The organism is Pseudoneobacillus rhizolycopersici (assembly GCF_054786815.1).
In genome coordinates this window covers 1-21,072 of record NZ_JBTOOE010000009.1, presented here as the reverse complement: position 1 = coordinate 21,072, position 21,072 = coordinate 1, and the positions used below count along the sequence as shown (strand labels likewise).

Sequence of the window (21,072 nt, the reverse complement as noted above, 5' to 3'; positions counted from 1 at the left end):
TTATTAAAAATTTATTTAATAACTTAAGATAGATTAGTTGTTAACCAAAATTTATTCTTAAATGATTCTATTAATGCTATAAGTATGTTTATGTTGTTGTGAACTAGAATATGTTTTCATGGATATTTATATCTATTTAAAATATATTAGTATTAGGTATATTGAACTAAAAAAGTATAACGTTAGCAGATTGAAAAAGGAGATTTTTACTAGATGAAGAAAAAGTGGTGGGTATGCCTAACGGTACTTTGGATCATGATAATTTACTTTATGACGGAACATCAATATTTTACTGGAGAAAGTACCTCAACGGCGATTCGAAAAACAATTGAAACAACTGAAAATATTCAAAGGAAAATGACGAAACCGGAAACGGAACTACCTATAGTTATGCAGCCGGAGAGGCAGGAACTAGTCAAACATCTCAATATGTTTTTTCGAAAAAGTGCCCATATCCTCGTCTTTGGTATCTTGGGCCTATTTATTTACCAGTGTTTCCAGCCTCGTCAATATAGCTATGTATGGGCATTAGGGTTAACCTTCCTATACGCCTGCTTCGATGAGTGGCATCAATCCCTTGTCCCCGATAGAACCCCTGCCTTCAAAGACGTCCTCTTCGATACCTTAGGAGCTAGCATCGCTCTCTTTATATTTTACAAAATGACAAAAAAACATCATCAATCGTAAATGGGCTAAAGCTTCTTAACGATTGCTGGTGTTTTTTGCGTAAATCGAACCAATTCATGGAGAAATCGAACCTTTTTTAATAGATATCGAACCAAATTATGAAGATATCGAACCAAAGCATGCAATTATCGAACTTTTTCACAATTTAGCCACAAAGTCATCGCAATTTTCTATATTGATATTCAATTTTTAAAATGATATCTTTAGATTAGTAGTTTTTGTGAAAACGGTTGCATAATAAAGGTACACTGTTGTTATACCCCCTCAACAGTGAAATCAAATTTTTTTACCAAACGTTGCAACCGTTTGCACATATAAGACCAAGAAAGAAGGAGGAGTGAACCTTTGAAGAAATCAAAAATGAGAGCGTTTTCTATTATCTTAATCTTCGCGCTAGTTATGCAACTGTTCTCAGGAATAACGCCAATCGCAAACGCAGAAGACACCGTGCGAAGCCCGATTATCAACCAAGATAGCGTAACATTTAATTACGTTAGTAAGGGCGAATCAAAAGTATTTGTGGTTGGATCATTTAACGGTTGGAGCCCAGATGAAGCGACCGAAATGATTCTAAATAACGGGGTATTCACTGCGACACTTACCCATTTAGCTGAAGGGGAACATCAATATAAGTTTCTCTTAAACAACCGGAATTGGAACGAAAATATTACCGACCCGCTAAATCCGTATCCTCAAGTTGGCGGAAACTCCACGTTTCATATTGGGGAACCAAACCCCATTGCAGAAAGCCCTATTATCGATAAGGCAACAAACACAGTAACCTTCCAATACGGGGGTAAGGCTGATCGCGTTCGTGTTGCTGGTACCTTTACAAGTTGGGCTGATCAAGCAGTTGAAATGGTGAAAAACGACAAAGGAATTTGGCAGCTCAGCCTTCCGTTAGCTCCTGGAAGATACCAGTACAAATTCATCGTCGGCGATAACGGCTGGATTACCGACCCGGGGAATCCGAAGCAAGAAGATGGAAACTCAGCACTATATGTACCTGGTATTATCGTCATAGCACCAAACGATGTGGAAAAAGGAAACTCTATTACCCTAACGGCAAACTTAATGAACATCGATGGGGAGCAAACAGCCATCTCTCCAGTATGGAGCCTGAAGGATGCGAGGGAAGGAATCACCCTTCATAACAATCAATTAACGATTGCCCCATCGTATCAGGTACAAACAGATGACACCGTTACGGTCATTGCTACTCATGATGGCAAATCGGCTGAAAAATCAATCAACATCCTCAATAGTCTGTTTACTTACACGATTAACTACTATCGTTTAGATGGTAAACAAGCAAACTGGGATATGTGGATATGGGAAAAAGACAAGGAGGGAGCCGCGTATCCGTTTACTGAAACAACTGAAGACGGTTATGCAAAAGCAACCTTACAGTTCGCATCAAATGAAATTAACCTAATTACAAGGCCAGGAAATTGGTCTACCCAAGAAATGAATCGAAAAATTACCATCACAGAAGGAAACTCCATTGAAGTGTGGATTGTTCAAGATGTCCAGGAGGTTTACAAGTCAAAACCTGATATTTCACCATCCATCCAAGCTGCCTTAATGGATTCAAAGACAGATATCAATGTGAGAGTAAACCAAGAGTTGAGCGATGGTGTGATATTCAAATTAATCGATGTTCAAACGCATCAAGAAATGGCGACAACGACTACGAAACTAGCAAGCAATAAAGTAAAGCTATCCATCCAAGACCCTACACAAATCGACGTTCGCAAGCTTTATGAGGTTCAAGCAACAGGTTTTGCTAGTAAAATCGTGACCATGAGAAATGTCTTAAATGACGATTCCTTCTACTATGATGGAACCGATTTGGGTTACACCTACTCACCGGCGCAAACGACATTTAAGCTTTGGGCACCAACAGCTACGGAAGTAAGTCTATCCATCTATGAAAACGAAGGAACTTACGAAGGACCATTCGTCCGTGATAATAGCGGCGGAATGGAGGCACCGATGACCCGTTCTGACAACGGCATTTGGTCGCTATCCGTACAAGACAATTTAAAAAATAAATTTTACCTCTATAAGGTGTCATTTGCTGACGGTACAACGAACTATGCGGTTGACCCATATGCTCGTTCAACCTCTCCAAATGGGCAAAGAAGTGCCATTATTGACTTAAACAGCACAGACCCGGTTAACTTTAATCCAACAGCAAAGCCAACGTTGGTTTCACCAACTGACGCCATTCTTTACGAATTACATGTGAGAGATTTCTCGATTGCAGAAAACTCAGGTCTAGTCAACAAAGGGAAGTACAAAGCGTTTACGGAAAAAAATACAACTGGACCGAATGGTGTGAAAACAGGAGTGGATTCCCTAAAAGAGCTTGGTATTACCCATGTTCATCTTTTACCAGTTTATGACTTTGGTTCTGTTAATGAATTAACGGTTGATGATCCCCATTCAACTGATCCAAAATTTAACTGGGGATATGACCCGATTCACTTTAACGTTCCGGAAGGTTCTTACTCAACCGACCCGCACAATCCAAATGCGAGGGTAACCGAATTTAAAGAAATGGTTCAAGCGATGCATGACGCCGGTATCCGTGTCGTCATGGACGTAGTTTATAACCATACGTATATTCCTGAAAGCACTCAGCTTTCTGGTGGCTCACCTTTCGATAAAATTATTCCAGGCTATTTCTACCGTACCGATGATGCAGGAAGGATCACCAACGGATCAGGGACTGGTAACGAGGTAGCTTCGGAAAGACCGATGGTTCGCAAGTATATTAAAGACTCCGTTAAATACTGGGCTACTGAATACGGTGTTGACGGATTCCGTTTTGACCTAATGGGGTTAATCGATCGACAAACGATGCAGGAATTAACAAAGGAATTAAAGGAACAAGTCGATCCAACAATCTTAATCTATGGAGAACCTTGGACTGGTGGTTCAACAAGCCTAGACCCTGCGTTCCAAAACTTTAAAGGGACACAGAAAGATCAAGGCTATGCCGTTTTCAACGATAACCTTCGCGGTGCGATTAAAGGTGGCAGTGATGATGCAAGCACTGGATTTGCTACTGGCTCATCGGGTAAAGAAAACGACATCCTAACTGGTGTTAAAGGTGCGATTACCGATTTCACAAACCGCCCATCCGAAAGTATTAACTATGTAACGGCACATGATAACTTAAACCTCTGGGATAAAATCATGAAGGTTGCAGGTGTTGATATTACAACAAATCCACATGCGATTATCACAGAAGAGAATCCGCTTGATAATGAGCATGTAAAACGCAGCTTGCTAGCTAACGGTATCGTTCTTACTTCACAAGGCATTCCGTTCATCCATGCAGGGGAAGAATTTTTAAGAAGTAAGTACGGCAACCACAATAGTTACAAGAGTCCTGACAGCATCAACCAAATCCGTTGGGAATTAAAGGATCAATATAAGCCGGTATTTGATTACTACCAAGGCTTAATCGAATTAAGAAAAGCTCACCCAGCCTTCAAAATGAACACAAAGCAAGCCATTGAGCAAAACTTGCAGGTTGTCAAAGCAAATGACAATATCGTCGCCTTTGAATTAAAGAATTTTGCCAACAACGATACTTGGAAAAATATCACGGTCATCTACAATGGAAATAATGCAGCAAAGGAAGTTACCTTATCAGCCAGCAAAGACTGGAAGGTAGTGGTTGACGATAAAACAGCTGGAACTGAAACCATTCGTACGATTACAGGTAACAAAGTAACCGTGGCGCCACTATCGATGATGGTTCTGTACGATGAAGCAGAAGCAGCATATACACCTGTAGTGACAACCATTGAAACGAATATCGAGCAGTTTGCCATCAATCCTGGTTCAACAAAATTGATTATGGCTACCGTAAAGGACCAAAAAGGTCGCATCATGGCAGGGCAAGCAATCGAATGGTTATCCTCCGATGATTCTGTTGCAACCGTATCAAACGGTAAAGTAACCGCGATCGCTAACGGAAGTGCTACCATTACAGCGAAGGTCGGAAGTATTAAAAAGACCATCGATGTTACGGTTGACCAACTGGTGCCAACAACGATTGAAGTAAAAGGTGACAAGACGGTTTATGAAACGTATTCAACCCAGCTGACCGCACTGGTAAAAGACCAATTCGATCAAGAAATGTTAGGCACGAAGGTAACATGGACCTCTTCTGACCAAACAAAGGCAATGGTTGATGGAACAGGAAAAGTAACGGGGATTAAGCCGGGTACGGTTACAATCACAGCAGAGGCAGGCTCAGCAAAAGCTTCATACGTAGTGACGGTAAAACAAAATGTTCAACGATATGTCCGCCTGAAATACGTTAGACCGGATAAGAATTTTACCGACTGGAACGTGTGGGTTTGGAATACCGGTGTTCAAAACGACCAAATTGATTTCACGGAGTTCAATGGTGATACAGCGATTGCGAATATTGCGATTGCACCAACGACAGAGTCCATTGGTTTCCTCATCCGTAAAGGTACTAACTGGGATACAGCAAAAATTTCTCCAGATAGCGATGATCATAACGTGAAAATCGACCGTGAAGAAATTGTTACAAAGGTAACGGTCGTGACAGGTGTTCCTGGTCAAACGGTTATTCCTACGGTGAAGGGGCCAGTTTTAGCAGACGGAAATGCAAGCTTCTTCTACCGTGATGAAGTGTTATACCAGGTTGACCAAATGCATACCCTTGATTCCGTTAAGGTGAAAATCGATGGTCAAGAGTATCCAATGATTTACGAACCACAAAATGAATACTTCACGTTTACAAAAACGAACCTAGAGCCTGGCACATATGAGTATAGCTTCCTTGTGACTAAGGACGGCCAAACAACAGAAGTAACCGATCCGAAAAATACGGTAGACGGTAAGTCAACGATTATCTACACGGTGCCAAAGGTCGATATAACAGCTTCGATTGCTCCGGGTAAAATCAATCACGATGAAAATGCCGTCTTAACGGTAGAAGCAAAAGCCCAAGAAAATGTGGCTTTCAAGGAACTGTACGTTGATTTAACATCCATCGGTGGCAGTGCCAAGTTACTGATTGACCCAGCGTTAGGAAAAGCGACAATCTCGGCAAAAGATACCGTATCAGCAGGTATGAAAGAGTTAGTTGTAACGGTGATTGATGAATTTGGTAATAAACATACGCAAACCGTTACCATTGAAATTGCAGCAAAAACATACCAAGGCAAGCTTAACTTTGATTGGGATGAAGCGCGTATTTACTTCATGTTAACTGACCGTTTCTTTGACGGTGATAAAACAAATAACGGAGTCGGTTACGACCCAACTCACCCGGAAGCTTACCACGGTGGAGACTTCCGCGGGATTATAGAAAAATTAGATTATTTAGATCAGCTTGGTATCAACACTATTTGGATTTCACCTATCGTAGATAATATTGACTTTAACAAAGGTGTTGATTTTAAAACAACTGAAGGTCTTGCAGCGAAACAGTACGGCTATCATGGCTACTGGGCGAAGGATTTTACCAAATTAGAAGAACATTTTGGTGATATTGAAACCTTTAAAGAGCTCATTGATAAAGCCCACGCAAGAGGCATCAAAATTATGGTTGACGTTGTCCTCAACCATGCTGGTTATGGGATGAATCAAATTTTACCTAGCTGGCAAAATGAGTCGAACCTGCCAACGGATGAAGAACGCGCTGTTTTTGACGGCATGCTTCGTACCGAAATGGAAGACCCAACTGTTCGCGGTGAATTAGATGGTCTACCAGACTTTAAAACAGAGGACCCTGCTGTTCGTGCGAAAATCATTGAATGGCAAACGGCTTGGTTAGAAAAAGCGCGCACGGACAAAGGTGAAACGATTGACTTCTTCCGTGTGGATACAGTCAAGCATGTTGAAGAGACCACTTGGAAAGCCTTTAAGAACGCATTAACAACCATTGACCCAGACTTCAAGTTAATTGGAGAATATTGGGGTGCAGGCATCAACAATGACGGTGGTTATTTAAAAACGGGCCAAATGGACTCACTCTTAGACTTTGATTTTAAAGAAAAAGCTCGTGACTTTGTTAATGGAAACATCGATAGCGTTGAAGCATATTTACAAGATAGAAATGCTAGAATGGATAACACAAGCATGCTTGGTCAATTCCTGAGCAGCCATGACCAAGACGGATTCCTAAGCGAATATGTTGGCGGTGATGTTGGCAAACTAATGGTTGCTGCAGCATTGCAAATCACAGCAAAAGGCCAGCCAGTTATTTACTATGGTGAAGAACTTGGAAACTCAGGTAAATCCAGCTGGGAGCGCGATGGCGATAAGGTAACTAAATTCGGTCAAAATCGAAGTGATATGCCATGGGATAAATTGGCGAATGGGGATGCAACAACAGTTGCCTTACATGATCACTACACAAAACTACTAAATATTCGTGAAGGCTTTTCAAAAGTATTCGCAAAAGGTACACGCACGAAAATCGCTGGAGGAAACGCTGAACAATTTGTCGTCACTAAACGGGAATACAAAGGTGAAGCAGCTTACATTGGTCTAAATACAGCAGCCGAAGCGAAAAAGGTAACCTTTAACGTTGATTATCCAAACGGTAAAGTTTTAACAGATGTTTATAGCGGTAAAACCTACACCGTTACCCCTGATAAGCGAGTGACTGTAGACCTTGCATCTCGAGCAAAAGGTGGTACTTTCATTCTTGTGGAAAAAGTGACAACGGTTCCGCCAGTTGAACCTAATCCGCCGGAAGGGCCGTCTCAACCAACAACACCAGCTCCTGCGAAGCCGGAAGTAAAAGACAATATAATCATTGTCAGCGGTAAAGCAGTTACTGTAAAGGATGGTAAAGCAACAGTAAATGAAGCAGCTGTATTAGAGGCGATTAAAGATGCTAAGGACATTCATAAAGTAGTTTTCCAAGAGGAGACTGCAACCGAATTTGTTTTGCCGGCAAATGTAATAACAGCTTTATTTGCTAAAAATAACAAAGCTGTAATTGAAGTTGAAAATAGCCTAGGTTCTTATACTCTTTCAGTTAAGGAAGTTGACCTAGAGGCTTTAAAATCGGCATTAGGTACAACGGGTCAAACTGCTGTTGAATTCTTTGTTTCGATTAGACCTTCAACTCAGTCGATTGAGAAACTAGTAGCTGAAGGATTTAAGCCGCTATCCGATCGGGTTGATTTCCAAGTTGGTGTTCGTTACAACGGAAAAACAGAGTTTGTAAACCGTTTCACTGGTTATGTGGAAAGAACGATTCTATTTAATGGTAAGGTTAATCCATCCAAGGCAGTGGTTATGAAGTTAACCGAAAATGGTTTTGTACCAGTTCCAACCGTATTTAAGGATGGAGTAGCGATTATTAGGACTAAGACAAACAGCATCTATGTTGTCGTAGAAGGTAGTAAAACATTCAGTGATATTACAAGTAAGAGCTGGGCTAAAAACTATATTGAAACATTAGCCGCAAAAGGGCTCATTGCAGGTAAAACGAAAGAGTTATTCTCACCTGGATCCGTTATGACCCGCGGCGAATATGTATCAATTATAGTTAAGAGCTTAGGTTTAATAACAGAGAGAACAGAAAAGCTGCCATTTAAAGATATATCTGGGTCTGCCTTTGAAGCTGAAATTTTAGCAGCCTACCAAGCTGGTATCATCCAAGGTAAACAAGATGGAAGCTTTGCACCGGATGCACCAATCAGTCGTGCTCAAGCCGCCATTATCATTTCTAGAGCGATGAAATATGTTGGCTACGACGATGCTAAGTTAGATAAGACAAAAGATGTAAGTCATTTTAAAGATGCCAACTCATTAAAGGGATGGGGTCCAAAAGACATCGAGTTGATCATCCAAGCCGGCATCATGAGTGGGACACCGGAACAAACCTTCAACCCAAATGCAGCAACGAAACGAGACCAAGCTGCAAAAATCATCGTTGAATTCTTATCATTTGTTGAATTCATGTAAAAGGTAAAATTTAGTGGATTGGTGACAGTCACCAATCCACTAAATTATTCCAATAATTAACTTTACCCACCCAAGAATAGATATCCAAAGTGGTATGCTAAAAACGGTGCCCCAAATCAATCCTTTGAAGATATTTCCTTCTGTTTCATATGATTCATGCATACTTTTCCCTCGTTCCTTATTAGTTAGCATCAAGTATGCCCAGAAATGTTGACTGTTATAACATCTTCCCTATCCCCTCTCCACCAATCTCAGTCTCAAGACCTAGAAATATTTACATTCTCAGGTCAATGGAAATGGAGGGACTAATCCATTATTGTTAAATATAAGGGCTACTCTAAATTTTAAACTTGCATTTTAGCGGTGATAATTAGAAAATTAAGATGATACGTTTTGGAAAATGTGTCCAAATGCATTTTTCCACGACCTATGATGAAACTTATTACTACTTTATTCGTATGAATAAAAGAGAATCTCGCTATTTAACGGGCAGTAACCCGATTTCATTTATATATTGTATAGGAGTCGATGCACGATGAACCCGTTTGTTCAATTTATCATTAAATCCTTTGTTGCAATACCCGTTACAGGAACGGTGCTGCTGACAAGTTTGTTTGGCTTTCATTTAGGATGGTATTCAATTGGAGCAGCTGCTTTAGGTGGCGGACTTGCATATGGAATAACCGGAGCAATCTCTACTACTCGTTTCCTAAAAAGAAACCAACTGACGCGAAAAGAGTATCGCTATATAAAGAAAAATCTTCAAGAGGCGAAAAAGAAAATCAACCGCCTTAATAAAGTAACCTTTTCATTAAGGCATATTTCTTCCTTAAAACAGCGAATTGAGGCATACCGGATTACAAATAAAATATACAAACTAACAAAACGCGAGCCAAAGCGGTTTTACAAGGCGGAACGGTTTTATTTTTCTCATCTAGATTCAGTTCTCGAATTAACAGAGAAATATGCGTTTTTATCTACAAGTCCGACAAAAAATAATGAACTGGAATACTCCTTATCAGAGACTAGGAGAACACTTAATGAACTGACGGAACTCATTGAACAGGATTTATATTATGTCTTATCAGATGACATTGATCATCTTAATTTTGAAATAGACGTTGCCAAGCACAATTTGAAAAAATAGTCACAATCATTAGGAGGGTAATCTTATGAGTGAAAATGTAATGAAAAATAGTAGTCTTGACGATATTTTAGCCAATCCATTTGGCGATACCGAGGAAGTAATGGTTCCAACTACGGTACCTGGGCAGGATGACAAGCCGGTAAGACTTGTTGATGTTATCCCTGAAGAAAATCGTCAAAAAGCCTATCAGTTGGCTCAACAAATTGATCCGAAAAACCATCAAGCGATGATTTTATACGGCACCCAAGCTCAATCGAAACTACTGTCGTTTTCCCACTCGATGCTTGACCATGTTCAGAAGAAGGATGTTGGGGAAGTTGGCGAAATTATTGCCGAATTAATGAAGAAGTTAAATGAAGTAAATCCGGACGAACTAAAGGGCGGTAAGCAAGGATTAATCGGTAAGGTATTTGGTAAGATCTCAGGGTCGGTACAAGAGGTCCTTTCGAAATACCAAAAAACAGGTGCGCAAATTGATCGCATTAGTGTAAAGCTTGACCGGAGCAAAAACTTACTGCTGTCTGACGTGACGATGCTTGAGCAATTATATGAAACAAACAAAGAATATTTTCATGCTTTAAACATTTATATTGCAGCAGGGGAACTAAAATTAGAAGAGTTGCATAATCAAATCATTCCTAAAATGAAAGAGGAAGCTGCTGCGACGAACGACCAAATGAAGTTCCAAGAAGTGAACGATATGATCCAATTTGCGGACCGTTTAGATAAACGGCTTCACGATCTAAAATTAAGTCGTGAGATCACGATTCAAAGTGCACCACAAATTCGTTTAATCCAGAACACCAACCAAGTGCTCGTTGAAAAAATTCAATCCTCACTTGTTACGGCGATTCCGTTATGGAAAAACCAAGTGGCGATCGCTTTAACACTGTTAAGACAACGTTCAGCAGTTGAAGCACAAAAACAAGTATCCAAAACGACCAATGAGCTATTATTAAAAAATGCTGAGCTCTTAAAAACGAACACAATCGAAACGGCCAGAGAAAATGAACGTGGTCTAGTAGACATCGAAACGTTAAAGAAGACCCAAGAAAGCCTAGTCTCAACTTTAGAAGAAACACTTCGCATTCAAGAAGAAGGTCGTAACAAACGTCGCTTGGCCGAACACGAACTTGCCACAATGGAAAACCAATTACGCGTCAAACTCCTCGAAATCAAAGGAGACAAATAAAAACCAAAAGCGGTGGGGAAAACCCCACCGCTTTTATTTCATTATAAACCGCTTTAACGCATTACCGCTTTAAATCATTCGGGGACTGTCCCCACATGCTTTAAAGCGGTAAAGGGTTTGCCTTTTTATGAATTCTATCATTTTTCTGACAATTCTAGCAAGCTGTGATATTTGTCTTTTTTTTGTTAGTTTATATTTGTATTACTTAAATTTGTTGTGATAATATGGAAACGTAATATTTTCCCTAAGGAGGAATAAAAATGAAGTCAATTACGAAAAAAGGTAAAGTGATTGCTAGTGCAGCTTTGGCTTTAGGATTAATGATTCCACAAGTTGCACCAACCATTACATACGCAGAAGTAATGGGTGATGATGTTGTTAAACTAAGAATCTTAGAAACAACAGACCTTCACGCTAACATGATGAACTATGACTACTATCAAGACCAAGAAGTTGCTAACTTTGGTTTTGCCAAAACGGCCACATTAATTAAAAAGGCAAAAGAAGAAGCAAAAAATAGTCTATTATTTGACAACGGAGACTTAATTCAAGGTAGCCCGCTTGGTGACTATATTGCAAAGGTTAACAAGCTAGAAAAAGGTGAAGTTCACCCAGTTTATAAGGCAATGAATCAATTAGGCTATGATGCTGGTAACCTTGGAAACCATGAATTTAACTATGGTCTAGAGTTTTTAGATCGTACGTTAAAAGGTGCTGCATTCCCTTATGTAAACGCTAACGTATATATTGATGATAAAGATGGAAATGAAGCAAACGACAAAAACCTATACACACCATACATTATCCTTGATAAAGAAGTAACGGATGAAGATGGACAAAAGCATGTGATTAAAGTTGGGGTAATTGGATTTGTTCCGCCACAAATTACCCAGTGGGATGCACCACGTATCGGTGGAAAAGTGATTGCGAAGGATATCGTTGACACAGCGAAGAAATTTGTTCCTGAAATGAAAGCAAAAGGTGCCGATATTATCGTTGCTATCCCGCACTCGGGTATTGACTTAAATGCCAACGGCAAAAACGAAGAAAACGCTGTCTATAACCTAAGTAAGGTAGAAGGCATTAATGCGATTCTTTTTGGACATTCTCATGCGACTTTCCCAAATGCAAAGTGGAAAGATACTCCAGGAGTAAATGTTGAAAAAGGAACCATCAATGGAGTTTCCACTGTACAGGCTGGTATGTGGGGAGATAATTTAGGTATTATCGACCTAACCCTATCGAAGAAAGATGGTAAATGGACAATTGCTGATACAAAGAGCTCTACTCGTGTTATTTTTGTAAAAGAAGGTTCTGTTAACAAATCTACAGTTGATACACATCAAGGTGTTGTAGATGCTATTAAACACGAACACGCAGCTACAATCGAGTACATGAAGGGTGCTCTTGGAACAACAACTGCACCAATCAACAGCTATTTCTCACAAGTAAAAGATAATGAAGCCATGCAGGTGTTAAACGCTGCACAAAAATGGTACACAGAAAAGGCAATCCAAGGAACTCCGTATGAAAAATTACCGGTTCTTTCTGCTGCTGCACCATTTAAAGCAGGAACACGTGACAACCCTAACTATTATACAAATGTTCCAAAAGGCACATTACAATTAAAGAACGCTGCCGACTTATATTTATACGATAACAATACATTGCATGCGATTGTTGTAACAGGTGCTCAATTAAAAGAATGGTTAGAAATGTCAGCTGGCCAATTTAACCAAATCAAAACCGATGTAAAAGAAGAACAAAACCTAATCAATGGCGACTACCGTTCATACAACTTCGACGTTATTGATGGAGTAACATACAGAGTTGATGTTACAAAACCAGCAAAATACGATGCAAGCGGAAAAGTTTTAAACGCTGATTCTAGCCGTATTGTAGACTTACAGTTCGATGGCAAACCAATTGACCCAGCTCAGAAATTTGTTGTCGCAACCAATGATTACCGTGCATCTGGTACTTTCCCAGGCGTTAAAGGTTCAGAAATCATTGTAAAATCGCCAGATTCAAGCCGTGATGTAGTGGCGAACTATGTACTTGAAAAGAAAACAATTGATCCAACTCCAGATATGAACTGGTCATTTAAGCCAATTGATGCTGACGTGAATGTTTTCTTCCTATCTTCACCAGAAGCGCAGAAGCTAGTTCAACCAACAGACAACTTTAAGTATGTTGCCCTTGATTCAAGCGGATTTGCCAAGTATTCAATTGATATGAAGGCTAATGTAACGGGTGTAACTCCAAAGCCATCAAATGATACTTTAAGAGAAAAATTAATCGAAGTTCTTACAAAGTTCCTTCAACTTATTAATAAGTAATAAAAAAGAGGATGATGCAGCTGATAAGCATCATCCTCTTATTTTAGGAAAAAATTCTCTCCATAAACCAGAAACCGCCTAACACAATAATGATAACCGAACCAATTTGAACGATTTTTTTAGAATAGGGGAGCCGATGCATGTAGCTCAGCAGCGGTAAGACTAATAGAACTAATATCAGTTGAACGACCTCAATCCCAATATTAAAGCTGAGTAGGGATGAAACCAATTGTCCCTTACCAATATTCATTTCTTTCAGTATATTGGCAAAACCTAGCCCATGAATTAACCCAAACAAAAACGTTAACCCCCAACGATAGCGAATTTCATGACGAAACAAATTTTCAGCGGCAACATAACAAATACTAAAAGCAATGGCTGCTTCCACGAAACGGGATGGGAGGTTGACAGCCCCGAGTACTGCAAGACTAATCGTAATACTATGTGCGATAGTAAACGAGGTAACAATCGCAGCGTATTGTTTAAACGACTGTTTTCGTAATAATAACGCTAAAAGGAATAATAAATGATCATACCCGGTTAAAATATGAAGCATACCCAATTTGAAAAAACTAACCCATGAAGAATTGGACTTTGTCACCATATGTGGACCTTCATTTGGGACACCGGCTTGCCCCCCAGATTCCGGTTGCTCGACAGCCCCCTCTTCTGGTACCTCTTGTTCCACCTGGTTTTCCGTCAAAAGCACTGTCCAAGTTCGATTCTCTCCTTGTAAAACAGCCTGGCCAGTTTCCCCCCGGTTTTCAGCTGAGATTAAATTAATATAATTGGTAGCAGAATCATTAACATATAACCCATCAGTAATCGAAATGGTGTCTCCAGGATAAAAAGTAGGATAGCGATAGGCAAAGGTCACATATTCCCCTTGCTCTTTTTTCTCGATTTTCATCCCAGCTAATTTACCTTCTTGTTGCTGGCCATTTTTATCAAGCACCAAAGAGGAATGAATCAATTCTTCGACATGATGTTCATTCTTCTGTAATTCGCTTTCCTCTAAAATGCCATTCTGATTTTGATCCATATCCTCCATTAATTCAAGAAGCGAGAGTGTATCCAACGAAAAAGTTAATTCCGTCATGTCATTCATAAATTTAATTTCAGTAAAACTTGAACTGTAGGCATGTGCAAAAATTTTCTCAGGGAAAACAAGGGATAATATGATGATAATATAGTAAATCTTTAAGGCTAATTTATTTCGATTTCTCGTCATCATAAGAAAAAAATACCCTCTTTTCAATGTTCCAATAGATTTTTTAAATAGTATGTCCTAATTGGAAAAATTATATCAATGTCACAATTCTTAGAAAGTAGTAAAATATCTTTGTGGATGCTTGGAAGGGTTTACAAAACCTCAAAGCATTTCACAATTTCAACTAAGAAAAATACAAAGAGGATGGTGTGTATGAAGCATCATAAACGGAAATACCGTCGTTGGACAAGCACATTTTTGGCGGCATTATTGATGATTTCTTCGTTTTTACCGAGCAGTTTCATGGGGAAATCTCATGCAGAAATGGCGACTCATTTGGTTATTAGCCAGGTGTATGGTGCCGGCGGAAATAAGGATGCCGTCTATACGAATGATTTTGTCGAATTATACAATCCGACAAATGCCGATGTTTCCTTAGATGGTTGGTCCATTCAATATGCTGCGACAACCTCGGCTACATGGAAGGTTATTCCCTTATCAGGGACCATTAAAGCCAACGGATATTTTCTTATTCAAGGTGCAGCAGGGACGACTGTTAAGGATAAGCCGCTGCCAGTAACAGCGGATGTAAGCAGTCCAAGCGATTTAGCAATGGGTGGAACAGCAGGGAAGGTAGCGCTTGTTGATAACAGAGACGCTTTATCCAGCGATACTCCCAAAAATGTGGTAGATTTCGTAGGATATGGAAAAGGTACGAAGGGGTATGAAGGTTCTGGTCCAACTCCGGATATTCTAAACAATGCGGTGAGTGCTCAACGCCGTCCTTATGCCAATACACTTCCTTCAGCTGAATCTGGGAATGCTTGGGATACAGACGACAATGCGAACGATTTCGTTAACTTAGCTCCCGTACCAAGAAGCTCAGCAAGTCCAACTGTTGCCCCAATGGTTCCAAGTATTAGTTTGCAACCTGACGGATTAAATATTCAATTTACAAAAAGTAGCACTACCTATCAAGTAATAGGCCAGCTTGAATCAGTTGCGGCTGGCTCTGTAGTGAAAGTCTATGAAACAAGTGCAAAAGGTACAGAAATTGCTACGGCAACGGCTGGATCAGATGGTTCATTCCAAATGAGTTTTACAACCGATAAAGCTTTAACCGTTGTTTATCTTGCTGCAAAACAAGATGGAATGGACGAAAGCAGCGCGATTCAAGTCGACTTGGCAATCCCAAGTACCAGTGTGAATACAGCAAAATTAAGCTATTTAGTAAGTAATGGTGTTGGAACATTAGTAGGTAGCACAGGTGCTGCTGTAGCTAATTCCTTCATTAATATATACCCAAATGCCAATGCAGTTGTATCAGAACGATTAATGACACAAGGGTTAAAAGCAAGCAGCACAGGTGAATTTACAGCAACGATTCAAAATGCACCTGATATGATTTATGTAACACAGCAATCAAGCAGTACAAAAGGGATTATGTTAGAAAGTATTCCTGTTTCCATTACAAAGACAGCAACAGATGCCATTGTTCCCTTAAATGAAGTGAAGGTAACGGACTCAAAAGGGATCTTATCAAATCTTAATAAGTTCTTTACCGTTGAAGGGATTGTTACCATTGAAAATGGCATTCTTGGCACACAGAAAAACAATTTCTACATCCAAGATGCAACTGGTGGTATAAACGTTTTTGGAAACTATGATTCAGGACTAACCGTTGCACGTGGCGACAAGCTTCGCGTGACAGGTAAGGTCATCGTCTACAACGGCATGACGGAGTTTGAACCAACTGCCATTATTAAGGTAAATGAAGGAAATGCCATTCCGACAGTAAAAGATATGACGATTCTTGATTTAAATACCTTTACAGTTGCAGAGCCTTTAGAAGGTAGCCTTATTAAAGTTACCGGGAAAATTTCAGCCGTATCAGCAACTGGTACAAACTACAATGTTACGATGGTTGATGAAAATAACAAAGCAACTACCTTAAGAGTAATGGAAAAAACGGGAATCAAACCGGAAACGGATTTAGTCATCGGTAAGAGCTATTCTGTTACCGGTATTGTTGGACAATACACGACAAATGCTACGCATGTAAACGGATATCAAGTTTTTCCACGCGATGTGAAGGATATCTCTGCAATGCTAAGCATTGACCATCATCCATTACAACAAATTTACAAAGACACAAACGTAGAATTTGTTACGAATGCAAGCGGTGCTGAATCGGTAACGGTTTATTACCGTGCATCAGGTACAACAGAATTTACAGCTCTTCCATTAACGCCAGCAAGTGAAGGTCGTTATACAGCTGTTCTTGCAACAGCGCAAGTTCCACAAAATGGTTTTGAATACTATGTGGTGGCTAAAGCTGGTGAAAAGGTTCAAACTTCTGGAACTAGTGAAACACCATATACCGTTTCGGTTATTGAAGACACGGTAGGCCCACGTTTCTTTGGTGAAACACCAATCGGCGGCCTGAAAATAGAGAATCCTAGACCGGAAATCTCGATTTTACTAGAAGATGCTAGTGGTATTGATGAAACTTCCATCAAAGTTTGGTTTGACGGTAAAACGCTTGACGCAACAAAGGCTACGATAAGTAAGAGTCAAGTGAAGTTTACACCTGAAACCGATCTTGCCCTAGGCATTCATAAGGTTAAAGTAGAAGCGAAGGATAGTAAAGGAAATCAATCCAACTATGAGTGGAGTTTTGAATCGGTACCACGTTTCACAGGTGGTAAGCATTTCCGTGGAACAACGCATAACCATACAAATATTTCTCATGACGGTGCAGGGGCACCGGAAGCCGCTTTAAAGGCAGGTAAAAAGTACGGTTATGATTGGTTTGCTTTCTCCGATCACTCACATGATATTGATCCGACTCTACTAGGCCAGGATACAGTTGAGCGCGGAAATACACCTGAGCGTAAAGGTGGAGCTGACTGGCAATTAACGAAGGATTTAGCGACTCAATATACCAAAAATGGTGATTATGTTGTTTTCCCAGCGTTCGAAATGACGTCAACAACTTGGGGTCACTCTAACATTTTCGGTTCAGAGAATTTTATTGACCGAAATATCAACGGCAAAATGTATCAAGATTTAAACAAATATTATGCATGGGTCATTTCTTATGATGATATCGTCGGCCAATTCAACCACCCTGATATGTCTAAGGATTCCTTCAATAACTTCAAGCCTTATAACAAAGATGTAGACAAGCTATTCACAATGCTAGAAGTAGGAAATGGTTCAGGTCACTATGGCTATGCGAATGCAGAGAAAAAGTTCTTCTCCGTTCTCGACCTAGGCTGGCATGTAGCACCGACCTACGGTGAAGATAATCATGAAGGAACATGGGGACAAACAAATGCACGAACAGTCATCGTTGCCGATGATCTTTCCCAAGAATCATTACTGCATTCAATGCGCAATATGCGTGTGTATATGGAAGAGGATCCAAACTTTAAGTTAGATGTTTTAGCAAACGGGTATTATATGGGATCGACCGTCGATAGCAAGTCATTAAAATTCACGATTTCAGGTGAAGACTTAGTTGCCGAATCTCGTACAATGCCAGGATATGAATATTTAGCAACATCCTACAAATCTGATGACCGCATTGAAAAAGTTGAACTAATCTCCAATGGTGGTGTGGTTGTCGACAGCATTAAACCACTGGATAATAAATTCACTTGGAGCCCTGAATATACCGTAACAGGTGGGCAACAATGGTTTATTGTAAAAGTAACACAAATGGACGGCGAGAGAATCTATTCATCACCAATTTGGTCAAAAGAAGAAGCGGTTGACGCGAAAGTAAACAGCATTGATGTTGTAGGCGATGTCATCATCGATGGCAACCCAGCAACATTAAAAGCAAATGTAAGTAATAACGGCACACAAGAAGTAAAAAATATTAAAGTAGATTTATATTATGATGAAGTGAAAGAGGCTAATTTAATTGGTACCCAAACCATTTCATCGATTTTATCTAAAGGGGTAGGAACAGCGACGATTACTTGGAATAGCCCAATCAAAGGCGATCACCAAATTATTGCTGTCGTAACCTCACTAGATGGATTAGACTTAGGTAGTGGCCAGTTCATTTTACCTGTAAAAATTAAAGAGCCACTCGGCATTAAAGTTGTGATTGATGCGAAGCACAGCAACGAAAATACAAGTACTGATGGCGGAACATACGCCAATAACCTTAAGGCATTTACAACACTTCTTCAAAAAGAAGGCTACACAGTCGTAGAAAATAAAGAATTATTTAGCGATGCAGTGTTAACGGGAGTAAATGTCCTTGTCATTACTCATCCGAAAATGGCGCTAACGGCTGAAGAAAGAGCAGCGGTAGCCAAATTTGTCCAAAATGGCGGATCAATTTTAGTAGCAGGTAAGAGCAATAACAGCGCCGATCCAACGATCAATAACAGCTTATTAGCTGATATCGGTTCGACGATTCGCATGGGTAATGATGGTGTATTTGACTTAAGTAAGACAGGTAACTTCTGGAGCGATCCGAAAGTGAGCCCATTCGCTGTCCGTGTTCGCCCAGGTTTAGTTTCTAACTATATTACCGACCGTGTATCGTTCATCGATTACTACAGTGGAACCAGCTTAGCAGGTCCAAATAACACAGCACTTACGGAAACGGGTAAAGTTGTCATCCTCGCAAAAGGGAATGAAACGACCTACCAAGGAAATATTAAAGGCGGTTTCACCTACGATGCTGTATCGGATGAAACTGGCGGTTCAGCGATTCCGTTGATTGCTTCAGAAGAAATCGGTGAAAAAGGTCGTGTCATTGTATCGGGTATGAACATTTTCAATGATAAGCAAATTGATGAATCATACGAGCCAAAAGGTAATGACGAATTTATTCTTAATTCCATCAACTGGCTTGCTCATCGCGATACAAAAGTAACCAAAATTGGCGATGCTAGAGAGCTGGCTGAAGACACGCATGTTGTCGTGGAAGGAACAGTTGTGACTGGAGCAGGTGTATTCTTTGATGCCTTCTATGTCCAAGACGAAACAGGCGGAATCATGGCCTTCCAAGAAGTGCCGGCAGGTTCATTGAAACCGGGTGATAAGGTACGTATCTACGGCCATATCATTACCTTTGATAATAATAAAGAAATTGAGTTTGCTAAATTTGAGCAAGATGTGATTAAAATTGGTCAAGGTGAGCCAATTCTACCGAAGCAAGTTCCAACAGGTGAGGCAACTTCGGCAGCGAACCAAGGATTGCTAGTAAAAGTGAAGGGTACGGTAGTTTCGAAATTCGATGAAAACTCGTATTTCATTAATGATGGATCGGGCGAAGTCCTTGTCTTTACCGACGGTTACATTATTAACCAAAGCGGTCCAGTACCAGTACTAAAAGCTGGCGACACGTTGGAAGCGGTAGGCTTATCAGGTGAATTCGCACAAGGTACACGGATTCGTGTCAGAGATACGAAGGAATTGATTGGAACGGCTGCACCAGTGGTTGACCCGACTCCAACACCGGAGCCGGAGCCGACACCAACGCCGGAGCCAACACCGACACCGACACCAACGCCGGAGCCAACACCGACACCGACACCGGAGCCGACACCAGTACCAACGCCGGAACCAACACCGACTCCGGAGCCAACACCAGTACCGACGCCAACACCAAATCCACAAGTGAATTTTGTAGATATCGGCAAGGTATGGAATCGAGCACAAATCGAGGTGTTAGCTGAAAAAGGAATTATTCGGGGCTATTCAGATGGATCATTTAAACCAAATGCAACAGGCACGCGCATGCAATTCCTTCTAATGTTAACAAGAGGTTTGGGAATTACGACAAACAAAGCGTATGATGGTCGTTTCAAAGATGTTTCTGTAGATAACGCGGAAGCTAAAGCTGTTATGGCAGCAATCGAGGCGGGAATCATCAAAGGAAAAACGAACAACACATTTGCTCCGAACGAAGCAATCACACGTGAGCAAGCAGCCTTAATGATAAAGCGTGCATTTGATTACCTAGCTTTAGAAGCTAAAAACTTAGATTCATCTAAGAAAGTAAGCTCGTTTAAAGATTCAGGTAAAATTTCTTCCTATGCCAAAGATGAAGTAGAATTCCTTCTTCAAGCAGGAATCATTAACGGTAAAGAAGACGGCAGCTTCGATCCTAAAGGAAAAACAACACGCGCCCAAATCGTCAAAATGCTCTATAAAGTACTGGAATTAGCAGAAAAATTGTAATCAAAAAACTAGGTGGTGCCTGGCACCATCTAGTTTTTTTGCGTTCATGAAATTGAATGCAATTCCCGAACATGGCAGAAAATAAAACCCAGAATAGAGACAGTATTCGGACAGGAAACTACCACAAAAGGCAATATGTTTCCGGATAGGGGTGGTATTCGGACAAGAAAGGGTTAATAAAGTCGATCTGAGTCCGAATAGGGCGGCTATTCGGACAGGAAGGGGTCAAAAAAGCTGATCTGAGTCCGAATAAGGGGGAGTGTAATTTATTTTGTGTAAATGATTGAGTTACAGAATCTAAGACTATAAT

Annotated in this window: 7 protein-coding genes; 6 read left to right on the top strand and 1 reads right to left on the bottom strand. The window is 40.3% G+C overall.

Annotated elements, in window-relative coordinates:
- The first annotated feature begins 213 nt into the window (after nt 1-213).
- The 5 genes from ACX9YW_RS11265 (at nt 214) to ACX9YW_RS11245 (ending at nt 13,342) form a co-directional block, all read left to right on the top strand.
- Nucleotides 214-687, top strand: a complete 474-nt coding sequence (locus ACX9YW_RS11265) for a VanZ family protein (RefSeq protein WP_460346340.1) — start codon at nt 214-216, stop codon at nt 685-687.
- A gap of 345 nt (nt 688-1,032) precedes the next feature.
- Complete coding sequence (pulA, locus tag ACX9YW_RS11260; protein ID WP_460346338.1) at nt 1,033-8,664, top strand: type I pullulanase; 7,632 nt, start codon at nt 1,033-1,035, stop codon at nt 8,662-8,664.
- A gap of 535 nt (nt 8,665-9,199) precedes the next feature.
- Entirely contained in the window at nt 9,200-9,811 is a 612-nt protein-coding gene (locus tag ACX9YW_RS11255) for a 5-bromo-4-chloroindolyl phosphate hydrolysis family protein (protein ID WP_460346336.1), read from the top strand.
- Nucleotides 9,812-9,836: 25 nt separating this feature from the next.
- The gene (locus ACX9YW_RS11250; RefSeq protein WP_460346334.1) at nt 9,837-11,003 is read left to right on the top strand and encodes a toxic anion resistance protein; all 1,167 of its coding nucleotides are present in this window, start codon (nt 9,837-9,839) and stop codon (nt 11,001-11,003) included.
- A 260-nt stretch (nt 11,004-11,263) separates the two neighbouring features.
- Nucleotides 11,264-13,342, top strand: coding sequence for a bifunctional 2',3'-cyclic-nucleotide 2'-phosphodiesterase/3'-nucleotidase (locus ACX9YW_RS11245; protein ID WP_460346332.1), 2,079 nt, complete (start codon nt 11,264-11,266; stop codon nt 13,340-13,342).
- A 43-nt stretch (nt 13,343-13,385) separates the two neighbouring features.
- Here ACX9YW_RS11245 and ACX9YW_RS11240 read toward each other — a convergent pair whose 3' ends face one another.
- Complete coding sequence (locus ACX9YW_RS11240) at nt 13,386-14,576, bottom strand: HupE/UreJ family protein (protein ID WP_460346330.1); 1,191 nt, start codon at nt 14,574-14,576, stop codon at nt 13,386-13,388.
- Nucleotides 14,577-14,765: 189 nt separating this feature from the next.
- Between ACX9YW_RS11240 and ACX9YW_RS11235 the strand changes: the two genes are divergently transcribed.
- Nucleotides 14,766-20,762 carry a DUF4350 domain-containing protein gene (locus ACX9YW_RS11235; protein ID WP_460346328.1) on the top strand — a complete coding sequence of 1,999 codons (5,997 nt, stop codon included), beginning with the start codon at nt 14,766-14,768 and terminating at the stop codon, nt 20,760-20,762.
- Nucleotides 20,763-21,072 lie beyond the last annotated feature (310 nt).

Coding starts and splice junctions, on each gene's coding strand:
- ACX9YW_RS11245 (WP_460346332.1), top strand. CDS start 11,264: ATGAAGTCAATTACGAAAAAAGGTAAAGTGATTGCTAGTGCAGCTTTG.
- ACX9YW_RS11265 (WP_460346340.1), top strand. CDS start 214: ATGAAGAAAAAGTGGTGGGTATGCCTAACGGTACTTTGGATCATGATA.
- ACX9YW_RS11250 (WP_460346334.1), top strand. CDS start 9,837: ATGAGTGAAAATGTAATGAAAAATAGTAGTCTTGACGATATTTTAGCC.
- ACX9YW_RS11255 (WP_460346336.1), top strand. CDS start 9,200: ATGAACCCGTTTGTTCAATTTATCATTAAATCCTTTGTTGCAATACCC.
- ACX9YW_RS11235 (WP_460346328.1), top strand. CDS start 14,766: ATGAAGCATCATAAACGGAAATACCGTCGTTGGACAAGCACATTTTTG.
- ACX9YW_RS11240 (WP_460346330.1), bottom strand. CDS start 14,576: ATGATGACGAGAAATCGAAATAAATTAGCCTTAAAGATTTACTATATT.